This window comes from Arthrobacter sp. GAS37 (assembly GCF_044908325.1).
GTDB lineage: Bacteria > Actinomycetota > Actinomycetes > Actinomycetales > Micrococcaceae > Arthrobacter > Arthrobacter ramosus.
The window spans coordinates 1-12,090 of record NZ_JBIYDB010000046.1; the positions used below are offsets into that span (position 1 = coordinate 1).

Consider the following 12,090-nt stretch of genomic DNA (forward strand, 5'->3'; position numbering starts at 1 on the left):
AACGGGCCAGCCCGCCAAAAACCCGGGCCCCGGCATTTTTCGCGTTGTCGCCAGGGATTTTGCGCGTCCTGCCTTAAGCAAAGAGCTCCGGAGTGCGTTATTGGGGGATACGCACTCCGGAGCGGACTTTGGAGCAGGTCTTTGGGTTCCTGCTGTCAATTAGCTTACGTGCCCCAACTGCACTCCGCTACCAGTCTGAATAACTACTTTCACTTTACTTTTTCCGGCCGCGAATTCAGGGCGAAATCCGGCGTTTGATCAGGGTCCCCGGCCCCTTGTAGAGCACCATGCGCAGGCCTAGCGTTAACTTGCACAGGAAGGGGTGGTCCACGTGGAGATCTTCATGTGGTGGCTGGACATAGACCTCAAGAGCAAGGAATGGCTGCGGGAAAACCTGCGTGCCACGGAGCTTCCGCTGGAAGTTCTGCAACGCATTGCGGATGTCGGCGGCCCGCGCCTTGAGGAGCTGGCTGGCGGGTTGAGCGACGCCGACTGGGACTTCATTGAGACGCAGTCCGAGTTCGTGGACTGAGACGGTTTCCTAGACCGGTTCATAAAACCGTTGCGGCTCCCGCGCCGGGATGGTTGCATGGGGATCATGGCTACCGCAGAGAGTTATGTCTTGGCGATCGGGACCAAAAAAGGACTGTGGCTGGCACGCAGCACAGACCGCAAGGAATGGTCCCTCTCCGGTCCGCACTTCCTCATGAGCGAGATCCCCAGCATCGGGATCGATACGCGCGGGGACAACCCCCGGATCATGGTGGGCGTGCGCTCCGAACACTGGGGTCCCACCGTGGCCCACTCGGATGACCTGGGCGCCACATGGACCGAGCCCGAACAAGGCGCCATCAAATTCCCGGAGGGCACTGAGGCCGCACTGGAACGGATCTGGCAAATCTACCCGGACTCCGCCGCCCGGCCCGGGGTCGTCTGGGCCGGTTGCGAACCGATCTCCGTCTGGAAATCGACCGACGGCGGCGAGCACTTCGAGCTGAACCGCGGCCTGTGGGACCACCCGCACCGCAGCGAATGGGGAGCGGGTTATGGTGGCGCTGCCGCCCACTCGATTGTGGTCAACCCTTCCGGGGAGAACGTCCACGTCGCCATGAGCACCGGAGGCGTCTACCGATCTCTCGACGGCGGAGCCTCCTGGGAGGCCCGCAACAAGGGGATTTCGGCCTACTTCATGCCTGATCCCAACCCGGAATTCGGCCAGTGCGTGCATAAGATCGCCGCGGATGCCGCCGTCGAAGGCCGCTTGTATGCGCAGAACCACCACGGCGTGTACCGCACGGATGACAACGGTGAGAACTGGATCTCCATCGCGGACGGTCTCCCGGCAGATTTCGGCTTCGTGATGCTCACCCACCCGCGCCGCGAAGGGACGGCCTGGGTGATCCCGATCAAGGCCGATAGTGAGCGGATTCCGCCGGACGGCCGGCTTGCAGTGCACCGCACGGACGACGCCGGTGAGTCGTGGAAGCGCTTGGATGTGGGCCTCCCGGACCACGAATACAACGCCGTGCTCCGTGACGCAGCCGCGGTGGACACTGCTGAACCTACCGGGGTGTACTTCGGAACACGCGGCGGTGCGGTCTACGCCAGCGCCGATGAAGGCGAGTCCTTCGTTGAAGTTGCCTCGCATCTACCTGATGTTTTGTGCGTCCGGGCTGCCGTTGTCTCCGGCGTTGTTTCCACAGGTGTGGCCGCCGAATCATCCGCCGCCGTAGCATCCGGTCTTCCGGCTTAGGACGGATCTTGGCCGACATCACCGTGGTTTTGCCTAGCGTTCTCCAGCCCCTCGCCGGCGGGCAGTCCTACCTGACTACGCCCGCCGACGGAGCTGTGACCGTGGAAAGCTTGCTTGACGCTGTGACCGGTAATTACCCGGTGCTGGCCCGGAGGCTCCGGGATGAAACCGGTTCGCTCCGCCGCTACGTGAATATTTACGTGAACGGCGAAGAGGTCCGGCGTCTGAAGGGTCTGGATACTGAAGTTGCGGCCGGCCAGGAGGTCTTGATCATCCAGTCCGTGGCTGGCGGCTGAGCGGTTCGGGGCCAGGTCAGGCCACTCGCCAGACTGTGCATTCGTCGGTATTGATGGCCTTGCGAAGGCCCGTCAGCTGATCCATGATCCAGACGACGCCGATGCCCGGGGCCGTTTCCTGGACGCTGCCCCTGCGGATGACAACGTCATCGTAGGAGGGTCCGACGGAGAGGCGGGCTTCGATCTGGTCGCCACGGTGCAACTGGTCAAGTGCGCGGATTCTTGTGGGGTGGGTTGATACTTCCTTCAACATGGTGGCCTCCCTGGCTGGAGCTGCCAGCGTTTGCCGGCTATTCCAGTGTGACGGGCCAATGTTGCAGGGTGGTTTCGTACGGGTTAGCCGTGGGTAAGACTTCCGTTAGCAAAAAAATCCATTGGCCCCACCCGGTGGGTGGGGCCAATGGATCAAGGGGGAATCGGGGTTGGGCCCTACTTCAGGCCGAGCTCCGCCGTCGGGGTCTTGAAGGATTCACGGGCGGTCATCGCGGAGACAGCTGCGATGACGCAGATGACGCCGGTGAAGATGCTGATCTGGACCCAGCCGCCGGCCTTGGTGCCGCCGATTGCGGTGACGATCGTTGGGGCGAAGCCTGCCATGAGGAAGCCGATCTGCGTGCCGATGGCCAAGCCGGAGAAACGGACTTTAGTGCTGAACATTTCGCCGTAGAAGGAGGGCCACACTGCGTTTGCAGCGGCGTATCCGAAGGCGAAGTACACCACGGACACCAGGAACATGAGCGGCACGTTTCCGGATTCAAGCGTCAAGAGGAACACGGGCGTCATGATGGCGCTGGCTACGGCACCGTAGATAAAGACGGGTTTGCGGCCGATCCGGTCAGCCATCCGGCCGAAGACCGGCTGGGTGCCGAGCGCGACGACGTTTGCCGCCACGACGAGCCACAGGGTGATCGTGCTGTTGACGTGGGCCACGTCCTTGGCGTAGGCAATGGCCAAGGTGCCGAAGACGGTGCTCACGGCCGAGATGAAGGCGCAGCAGATAACGCGCAGGACGTCGGCCCAGTGCAGCCGGAGGAGGTCGGCCACGGGAAGCTTGGCGATCTGGTTGTTCTTCTTGGCCTCGGCAAACGCCGGCGGCTCGTGCAGGGTGCGACGGATGAAGAACGCTACCAGGACCACCACGGCGCTGAGCCAGAACGGGATGCGCCAGCCGATGCCGTACTTGATCTCGTCGGGGAGGGCGACCACGGGGATGAAGACCAACGCTGCGAGGATCTGGCCGCCCTGGGTTCCCGTGAGGGTCCAGGAAGTAAAGAAGGAGCGGCGGTTGTCCGGAGCGTGTTCCAGCGTCATGGACGAAGCGCCGGCTTGTTCACCGGCAGCCGAGAGGCCCTGGCAGAGGCGTGCGAAGACCAGCAGCGCCGGAGCCCACCATCCGATGGAATTGAAATCAGGGAGGCAACCGATGATGAATGTCGCACCGCCCATGAGCACCAGGGTAAACATCAGCACCCGCTGGCGGCCGATACGGTCACCGAAGTGCCCCAGGATAATGGCTCCAACGGGCCTTGCCACATAGGCGAAGCCGAATGTCGCGAAGGACATGATGGCTGCGTTGGCGTCGGCGCTGGGGAAGAACACGTGCGGGAAAATCAGGGCCGCGGCCGAACCGAAAATGAAGAAGTCGTAGTATTCGACGGCGCTGCCGAGGAAGCTGGCGAGGGCGGCCTTCTTCGGCGTTCCCGCAGTGGCGGTGCCCGGCGTCGTAGACGGGATCGTGTGACTCATGGTGTTCCTTTGTGTGACGGCGATGTCGCATCTGGCTGAAATTTGCGTACCTGGAACGTCGATGTGGGTCCGGCAGCGGCCTCACACTGTAGCCACATTGTGAGAGCTACTTGTGCGATATAGCAATGATGACTGTGAGCGCAGTCACTTGTCAAGATATTTACTCACCATCTAGATATAGCTCTCACGATGTGGCAATCTTTAGTTATGGATGTGAAGGAAGACACAAAAACCGACATGATCGGCAAGGCCCTCGGCCTCCTCGTATTGCTGGGCAATGAGCCGAAGGGGGCCAGTGCTTCGGAGCTCGCCCGTCAGGCGGAGCTGCCGTTCAGCACTACTTACCGGCTGCTCGGATCCCTGACCCGCGACGGATTCGTTGACTACGAGGCCGATGGCCGCCGCTACCACCTGGGACTTCGTGTCTTCCAGCTCGGTCAACGGGTATCAAACCACCACGGCTTCGCCGGCACCGCGCGGCCCATCCTGCAGCGCGTGACGGAGGGGACCGGCGAAGCCACCATCCTTTCGGTCAGGGATGGCCACCACCACCTCACGGTCAACAAGGTGGACGGTCCCCAAATGTTCCGGGTCACGAGCGATCCGGGGCATCTTGGAATGCTGCACACCACTGCGGTGGGCAAGGTGCTTGTTGCCTTCGCGGACGACGACGAGCGGCAGCAGTTGGTGGAAGAGCTTGAGTTGGAGCCGCTCACCGAGTTCTCCATTACCGACCGCGACGCCTTCCGCCTGGAAATCGAGAAGATCCGGCGCCAGGGCTACGCGATCATGGACGAGGAAAACGAGGTGGGCATGCGCGCCGTCGCTGTCCCTGTCCTCAATTCCCAGGGCGTTGCCTTCGCATCCCTTGCCACCGCGGTCCCTGTTTTCCGGATGAGCGTGGAGCAGCTGGTGGCGGTGGTCCCCTTGCTGAAAAGCGCGGCATCCGAGCTTGCCGACCGCCTGCCGCAGCGCTAAAGGCGTTAGCGGCTGGCACTTTTGTTCGCGATAAGAACACTAGTGCAATATATGAACATTTTGTGTAGTCTGATTCATACCGCCCGGCGGAGCAGCAGACTCTGGATGACTCAAGAGGATCCAGAGAGAGCCCATCCGCGGGTGCAGTTGTCAAAGGAGCAATGAGCATGAGCAACCGAGCCGAATCCTTCCTGGTGGGCCTTATCGGTGAAGGCGTATCGCCCTCGCTGACGCCGCCCATGCATGAGAAGGAGGCCGACGTCCAGGGGCTGCGCTACCTGTACCGGCCCATCGACCTGCTGGAGCTCTCCCTGCCCGGCTCCGCCGTCGGCGATTTGCTGACCGCAGCTTCCCGGCTTGGCTACAACGGCCTCAACATCACGCATCCGTGCAAGCAACTGGTGCTGCCGTTCCTGGACGAGGTTTCCGAGGACGCAAGGCGGCTCGCCGCTGTGAACACCGTGCTGATCAAGGAAGGCCGTTTCATCGGCCACAACACAGACTTCTCCGGTTTCGGCTCCGCGTTGGCCAGCGGCCTTCCCGACGCCGGTCTGGACCGCGTCGTCCAGCTCGGAGCCGGCGGTGCCGGCTCCGCCGTCGCCTATGCACTCCTGTCTGCGGGGGTCAGGACACTGGACCTGGTGGACGTCGACCCCGCACGCTGCGCCGAACGGGCGGCGGAACTCGCCGCCCTGTTCCCGGGCAGCACCGTCACGGCGCGTCCGACGGCGGAGCTGCCGCAACTCATGCCGCTGGCCGACGGTTTGGTGCACTGCACCCCGGTGGGCATGGCCGCTCATCCAGGCCTCCCACTGGACATGTCCCTTGTGGAACCCAGGCACTGGGTGGCTGACATCGTCTACCGGCCGATCGAGACCCAGTTGGTGCTCGAGGCCCGCGCCAAGGGCTGCCGCGTGCTCGACGGCGGACGCATGGCCGTGGGCCAGGCCGCAGACGCTTTCCGCATCTTCACGGGCCGCGACGCCGATCCGGAACGGATGCGGGCACATTTCCTGGAGCTGGTGAGCGCCGAAGAGTCCACAGCTGAAGAGTCGAAGTCCGACAAGGCTCTCGCCGGAGCGGGGCACTGATGCGCACGGGAATCGCCACGGTCTGCCTCTCCGGCACGCTCAAGGAAAAGATGCAGGCCTGTGCCATCGCCGGCTTCGACGGCATCGAGATCTTCGAACAAGACCTCGTCACCTCGCCGCTCAGCCCGGAGGATGTGCGGAAGATGGCCGCGGACCTTGGACTCGGCCTGGACCTCTACCAGCCGTTCCGAGACTTCGACAGCGTCTCCGAAGACATCCTGCAGGAAAACCTGCGCCGGGCGGACGCCAAGTTCAAGCTCATGTCCCGCCTCGGCATGGACACCATCCTGGTGTGCACCAATGTGGGAACCGCCACGATCGACGACGACGACCTCCGGGCCGAGCAGCTCGCCCGACTGGCGGAATTGGCCGGGGACCACGGCGTCAAAGTAGCGTACGAGGCCCTGGCCTGGGGCAAATACGTCAACGATTACGAGCACGCGCACCGCTTGGTGGACACGGTGGACCACCCCAACCTGGGCACGTGCCTGGACTCCTTCCACATCCTTTCCCGCGACTGGGGTACCGCGCCCATCGAGGCCATCAAGCCCGAGAAGATCTTCTTCGTCCAGGTGGCCGACGCCCCGAAGCTCTCCATGGATGTGTTGTCCTGGAGCCGCCATTACCGCGTCTTCCCGGGCGAAGGACAGTTCGAACTGGCCAAGTTCATGGGCCACGTGGCCCGCGCGGGCTACTCCGGCCCGGTCTCGCTGGAGGTCTTCAACGACGTCTTCCGCCAATCCGATGTGGAGCGCACCGCCGTCGACGCGATGCGCTCGCTGATCTGGCTTGAGGAACAAAGCGTCAAGTGGCTCGATGCGAACGCGGCGTCCCTCGCGGCGGGAGCCGCCAGCGGTGACTCGCTCGCCAACGCTGCCGGCCGCCGTCGTTATCCCATGGAACTGGCCACGCTGCCCAAGGTGGCCGAACCGGCAGGCTTCAACTTCGCCGAGGTCAAAACCGATGAGCCCGCGCAGCTCGAAACGCTTTTGGGCCAGCTCGGCTTCGAATTCGACGGCCGGCACCGGACCAAGGACGTGCAGTTGTGGTCCATGGGGCAGGCGCGCGTCATCATCAACGAACAGGCGCCCTCGCACAGTGAACCCGCCATCGCGGCGCTGGGGTTCGACGTCGACTCTCCCGTGATTGCCTCGGCCCGGGCCCAGCAACTCAAGGCCCCCGTGGTGCCACGCAAAGTCCAGGCGGACGAGGAAGTGTTCCAAGGCATCGCCGCCCCGGACTCCACCGAGATCTTCCTGTGCCAAGGCAGCCCGGACGGGACGGCGGCATGGACGCATGAGTTCGGCGAAGGCCTCGAGCACCCTTCGGCGGGAGCGCAAGCGGTGATCGACCACGTGAACCTCGCCCAGCCCTGGCAGCACTTCGACGAAGCCGTCCTCTTCTACACGAGTGCCCTCGCACTGGAACCTCAGCCGTTCGCCGAAGTGGCGAGCCCCAGCGGCCTGGTGCGCTCGCAGGTCATGGTGACGTCGGACCGAGCCGTGCGCCTGGTCCTGAACCTCGCTCCCGTGCTTCAGCAGGAACCCGGCCAGCAGGAACCCGGCCAGCAGGGACCTGGCCAGCAAGGCAACGGCGCCCGCAAGAGCTACCAGGAACACATCGCCTTCGCAGTGGATGACCTCGTGGCCACGGCCCGGGCGGCGAAAGCACGCGGACTCGACTTCCTCCAGATACCGGCTAATTACTACGAGGACCTGGACGCGCGCTTCGCACTGGATCCTGCCTTCCTGGCCACCCTCAAGGAACTGAACCTTCTCTACGACAGGGATGCCAACGGTGAATTCCTCCACTTCTACACCGCCACGGTGGGCAGCGTGTTCTTCGAAATGGTGGAACGCCGCGGCAACTACGACGGCTACGGCGCCCCCAACGCCCCCGTGCGGCACGCCGTCCAATACGACTCGCTTCACGCCCACCACGTGCACCGCTGAGCAGAATCGCAAGCAGAAACCAGGAAAGCAACCACCCGAAAGGAGCCGGCCGTGCTGCTAGACGCAAATGCCGGGCACTACCAAGACGACGACGAGCTCGTACCGGCGGCCGAACCGCATGCCGCCCACGCGCCGTCGGACGCCGCCGTCGAAACCCAAGCGGATCTCAGCGCCGAGATCAAGGCCATCGGCGAAGCGTACGCCCGGGCGCTCAAGGACGGTGGTGCGCCGGAGACCCAGCCCCGCCTGGACTTCGCGCCGTACCGCAGCAGCATCCTGCGCCACCCCACCAAGAGCCTGCACCACGCCGATCCGGAGACCATCGAGCTGTACTCGCCGGCGTTCGGGCATCAGGACGTGCACGCCTTGGAATCCGACCTCACCATCCAGCACAACGGCGAACCCCAGGGCGAGCGGATCATCGTGCAAGGCAAAGTGCTCGACGGCGACGGCCGCCCGGTTGCCGGCCAGCTTGTGGAGATCTGGCAGGCCAACGCCGCCGGCCGCTACATCCACAAGCGCGACCAGCACCCCGCCCCGCTCGACCCGAACTTCACCGGCGTCGGACGCTGCATCACCGGACCGGACGGCTCCTACCGCTTCACCACCATCAAGCCCGGCGCCTACCCGTGGAAGAACCACCTCAACGCCTGGCGGCCGGCGCACATCCACTTCTCGATGTTCGGCACGGATTTCACGCAGCGCATCGTCACCCAGATGTACTTCCCGGGTGACCAGTTGTTCCCCCTGGACCCCATTTACCAATCGATCGTGGACCAGGACGCCCGCGACCGCCTCGTCGCCAAGTACGACCACGAGCTGACGAGCCCCGAGTGGGCCCTCGGCTACAACTGGGACATTGTCCTGAGCGGGTCGAAGCGGACCTGGACCGAAAACGAAGCCTTTGGCGACGCCGGGGATGAGGAGTAGACCATGAGCAAGCTGACACCCACACCCGGCCAGACTGTTGGCCCTTTCTACGGCTATGCCCTCCCCTTTAATAAGGACAACGAGCTCCTCGCTCCGGGCAGCCCCGGAAGCATCCGCCTGCAAGGCACCGTGTACGACGGTGCCGGAGACGCCATCCCGGACGCCATCCTGGAGATCTGGCAGCCCGACGCCGAAGGCAAGGTGGTCCAGCGCACGGGTTCCCTGGTCCGCGATGGCTACACGTTCACCGGCTGGGGCCGCGCCGCGGTAGGCAACTCCGGTGTCTTCACTTTCACCACGGTCAACCCCGGACCCACGTCCCCTGTCCCCGGAAAACCAGCGGCGGCTCCGTTTATCTCGGTTGCCGTCTTCGCCCGTGGCCTCATGAACCGCATGTTCACCCGCATCTACTTGCCGGAAAACGAGGAAGCGCTCGCGGCGGATCCGCTGCTCAGCTCCCTCGATCCCGAGCGCCGGAGCACCCTGATCGCACGCCGCGACGCGGATGGCGGACTCACCTGGGATCTGCGCCTGCAGGGCGGGAACGAGACTGTTTTTCTCGATTTCGAAGGCGCCTCCCAGTGAGTGGGGACGGCGATTTCGGGCTGCTCAGCCCGGTTTCGGCGTCGCCCGCCGTGGTGGCGCTGACTGGTGACCGTGCGGTGATTGCGGCCATCCTCGACGTCGAGGCCGCCTGGGCATCCGTGCTCGAAGAGGCGGGCTTCGCGCCCGCCGGTTCCGCCGCCGTCGTCGCCGAGGCCGCGGAATCCTGGGCCTACGACGCCGCTTCCATCGCCGAACGCGCACAAGGTGGCGCGAACCCGGTCATTCCGCTGCTGGCCGATCTTCGGGGCAGGGTCAGGCAGCTCGACGCCGGGCATCCCGGCGGGGCCGTCGGCGCGCTTGCCGCTGTGCACACCTCCCTGACCAGCCAAGACGTCCTGGATTCGGCCCTGATGCTGCTCGCGCACCGCGTGGTTTCCGCGCTTATCGCCGAAGTAAAAGGCACGACGACGGCGCTCGCCGCCCTTGCGGCACAGCATGCGGACACGCTGTGCGTGGGCAGGAGTCTGACGCAGCATGCGCTTCCGTTCACCTTCGGGCTCAGGGCGGCGCAGTGGTTCCATGGAGTGGCCGCCGCGGCCCGTCGCCTTGAATCCCTGGAGTTGCCCGTGCAGTTCGGCGGCGCCGGTGGCACCCTGGCTGCCGGTACCGTGCTCACGGAAGGCTCGTCGTCGAGCCCCTTTGCGCTTGCCGATGCCTTGGCCGGGAAGCTGGGACTGGTTCCCGCTCCCGCGCCGTGGCACACGAACCGCCTGGCTGTCACTGGACTCGGCGACGCCTTGGCTTCCCTGACGGACTCCTTCGGCAAGATCGCCTCGGACCTGCTGTTCCTCAGCCGCCCCGAGGTTGCTGAGCTGGGTGAGCCCCTTGCCGCGGGTCGGGGCGTTTCCTCTGCCATGCCGCAAAAGCAGAATCCGGTGCTGTCCGTGCTGATCCGCAGCGCAGCTCTCCAGGCTCCCCAGTTGGCAGCGCAGTTGCACCTCGCAGCGGCGAACTTCAACGACGAACGCCCGGACGGCGCCTGGCACATCGAATGGCAGGCCCTGCGGGGATTGCTTCGGCTCGCACTTGGTGCCGCCACCCAGTTGCGCGAACTTGCCGAAGGGCTCCGCGTCTTTCCCGAGGCGATGCGCCGCAACCTGGAAATCTCGGGGCCATTGCTGCTCAGCGAAGCTGTTGCGTCTTCCGTTGCCCCGCTCCTCGGCGCGGACAGGAGCGACGCAAAGGCGCGACTGCAAGCCGTCGTCGACGAGACCTTGCAAGCTCCGGTGGTGGAGCAGGCCCACATCTACACCAAGCTCCTCCGCGAAGCCGTGCCGGCCAGCAAGCTGTCCGACGAGGAACTGAAGGCACTTTTGGACCCTGCGAACTACGTCGGAGAGGCCGCCGAGATCGGCCGTCGCATCCTCGCCGCGTACCCCGAATTCACACACACCAATCCGAAGGGAGCCGATCGTGGCTAAGCCCATCGTCAAGGCGGTGTTGCTGTCCCCGCAGCGCACCCTCGGGGAGAAGCCGCTCCTGGTGGTGGGGCCCTCGCTCGGAACGTCCACGGTGCTGTGGAGCGAGACGGCAGTCCTGCTCGGCGGTGAGTTCGACGTCATCGGCTGGGACCTCCCCGGCCATGGAGTCTCACCCGTGGCCTCCGAAACGTTCAGCGTCGCCGAACTCGCCGACGCTGTGGTGGACCTCGTGGACTCGATCGCGCCCGGCGCTGTGTTCCACTACGCCGGGGATTCCCTTGGCGGCGCCACCGGCCTGCAGCTCGGCATCAAACACGCAGAGCGGCTCAAAACCTTGTCCGTGCAGTGCACCGGAGCGAAACTCGGCACGCCGGAGGGATGGCTGGAACGCGCCGAAACCGTTCGTGCGCAAGGCACCGCGGTGATGGTCCAGGGTTCCGCGCAGCGCTGGTTCGCTCCGGGTTTCATGGATCGCCAGCCCGTGGTCAGCAGCCGCCTCCTGCACACACTGCGGGACGCCGACCGCTTCAGCTACGCCTTCTGCTGCGAGGCCCTCGCCGGATTCGACGTCCGCTCCGAGCTCGGCAGCATCACCGTCCCCACGCAGGCGCTGGCCGGCGTCGAGGACACTGTTGCGCCGCCGTCGTTCGCTGAAGAAATTGCGGAGGGCATCAACGCCGGATTCAACACAGCCGGCGGCACTGCTGTCGCTATTGCGCTCGACGGTGTCGGTCACCTTGCGCCCGCGGAGGCACCCGCCGTCGTCGCGGACCTCATGCGGACGTTCATGACGGAGGCCGGAAAATGAGCACTGATTCTTCGCGCGGCGCCGTTCAGCGCGACGCCACCTCGCAGGAAATCTACGACGCCGGCATGGTGGTCCGCCGTGAAGTGCTCGGCGACGCGCACGTGGACCGTGCCAACGCCAAGAAGGACGAATTCACCGAGGACTTCCAGGACATGATCACCCGCATCGCCTGGGGCGGCATTTGGACCCGCCCGGGCCTGACGCGGCAGATGCGCTCGGCCGTCACCATCACCGCGATGGTGGCGCACGGGCATTGGGAAGAACTGGCCATGCACATCCGCGCGGCCATCACGAACGGGCTGAGCAGGGACGAAATCAAGGAAATCCTGCTGCAGACCGCCATCTATTGCGGAGTTCCCTCCGCCAACACCGCATTCAAGACCGCGCAGGGCGTTTTCGCGGAACTCGACGAGACCTCCGGATCCACCGAACCCGCGAGCCCCACCCCACCCAACTGACTCGCATTAGATGTCGTTTTGAGCCCTCATAACGACATTAACTGCGAGCTA

At 64.7% G+C, this 12,090-nt stretch carries 13 protein-coding genes; 11 read left to right on the forward strand and 2 right to left on the reverse strand.

The annotated features are described in order from the left end of the window. Positions 1-331 precede the first annotated feature (331 nt). Genes ABH924_RS22075 through ABH924_RS22085 form a run of 3 tightly spaced genes read left to right on the forward strand, consistent with a single transcriptional unit; the run spans position 332 to position 2,049 of the window. Complete coding sequence (locus tag ABH924_RS22075) at positions 332-532, forward strand: hypothetical protein (RefSeq protein ID WP_059388808.1); 201 nt, start codon at positions 332-334, stop codon at positions 530-532. Positions 533-589: 57 nt separating this feature from the next. Further along, positions 590-1,753, forward strand: a complete 1,164-nt coding sequence (locus tag ABH924_RS22080) for a WD40/YVTN/BNR-like repeat-containing protein (RefSeq protein WP_404502291.1) — start codon at positions 590-592, stop codon at positions 1,751-1,753. An 8-nt stretch (positions 1,754-1,761) separates the two neighbouring features. Beyond that, complete coding sequence (locus ABH924_RS22085; RefSeq protein WP_404502293.1) at positions 1,762-2,049, forward strand: MoaD/ThiS family protein; 288 nt, start codon at positions 1,762-1,764, stop codon at positions 2,047-2,049. Positions 2,050-2,065: 16 nt separating this feature from the next. Here the strand turns inward: ABH924_RS22085 and ABH924_RS22090 are convergent, their stop codons facing one another. Further along, positions 2,066-2,302, reverse strand: coding sequence for a hypothetical protein (locus ABH924_RS22090; protein WP_059388807.1), 237 nt, complete (start codon positions 2,300-2,302; stop codon positions 2,066-2,068). Positions 2,303-2,478: 176 nt separating this feature from the next. After that, on the reverse strand, positions 2,479-3,795 hold the full coding sequence (locus ABH924_RS22095; protein ID WP_404502295.1) for an MFS transporter: 1,317 nt from the start codon (positions 3,793-3,795) through the stop codon (positions 2,479-2,481). A 207-nt stretch (positions 3,796-4,002) separates the two neighbouring features. Between ABH924_RS22095 and ABH924_RS22100 the strand changes: the two genes are divergently transcribed. The 8 genes from ABH924_RS22100 (at position 4,003) to pcaC (ending at position 12,039) form a co-directional block, all read left to right on the forward strand. Then, positions 4,003-4,773 carry an IclR family transcriptional regulator gene (locus tag ABH924_RS22100; RefSeq protein WP_234752861.1) on the forward strand — a complete coding sequence of 257 codons (771 nt, stop codon included), beginning with the start codon at positions 4,003-4,005 and terminating at the stop codon, positions 4,771-4,773. 167 nt (positions 4,774-4,940) lie between these two features. Beyond that, positions 4,941-5,864: a shikimate dehydrogenase gene (locus tag ABH924_RS22105; RefSeq protein WP_404502297.1), complete on the forward strand. Its 924-nt coding sequence runs from the start codon at positions 4,941-4,943 to the stop codon at positions 5,862-5,864. Next, positions 5,864-7,816, forward strand: coding sequence for a bifunctional sugar phosphate isomerase/epimerase/4-hydroxyphenylpyruvate dioxygenase family protein (locus ABH924_RS22110; RefSeq protein WP_404502299.1), 1,953 nt, complete (start codon positions 5,864-5,866; stop codon positions 7,814-7,816). The genes ABH924_RS22105 and ABH924_RS22110 overlap by 1 nt, the downstream gene beginning before the upstream one ends. Positions 7,817-7,870: 54 nt before the next feature. Continuing rightward, positions 7,871-8,746 (forward strand): protocatechuate 3,4-dioxygenase subunit beta, encoded by an 876-nt coding sequence (gene pcaH / locus ABH924_RS22115; protein WP_234753033.1) that lies wholly within the window; start codon positions 7,871-7,873, stop codon positions 8,744-8,746. 3 nt (positions 8,747-8,749) lie between these two features. Next, the gene (gene pcaG / locus ABH924_RS22120; protein WP_404502301.1) at positions 8,750-9,331 is read left to right on the forward strand and encodes a protocatechuate 3,4-dioxygenase subunit alpha; all 582 of its coding nucleotides are present in this window, start codon (positions 8,750-8,752) and stop codon (positions 9,329-9,331) included. After that, positions 9,328-10,773, forward strand: coding sequence for a lyase family protein (locus tag ABH924_RS22125; RefSeq protein WP_404502303.1), 1,446 nt, complete (start codon positions 9,328-9,330; stop codon positions 10,771-10,773). Before pcaG ends, ABH924_RS22125 begins: the two co-directional genes overlap by 4 nt. Continuing rightward, entirely contained in the window at positions 10,766-11,581 is an 816-nt protein-coding gene (locus tag ABH924_RS22130; RefSeq protein WP_404502305.1) for an alpha/beta fold hydrolase, read from the forward strand. Before ABH924_RS22125 ends, ABH924_RS22130 begins: the two co-directional genes overlap by 8 nt. After that, positions 11,578-12,039: a 4-carboxymuconolactone decarboxylase gene (gene pcaC / locus ABH924_RS22135; RefSeq protein WP_404502307.1), complete on the forward strand. Its 462-nt coding sequence runs from the start codon at positions 11,578-11,580 to the stop codon at positions 12,037-12,039. The genes ABH924_RS22130 and pcaC overlap by 4 nt, the downstream gene beginning before the upstream one ends. Positions 12,040-12,090 lie beyond the last annotated feature (51 nt).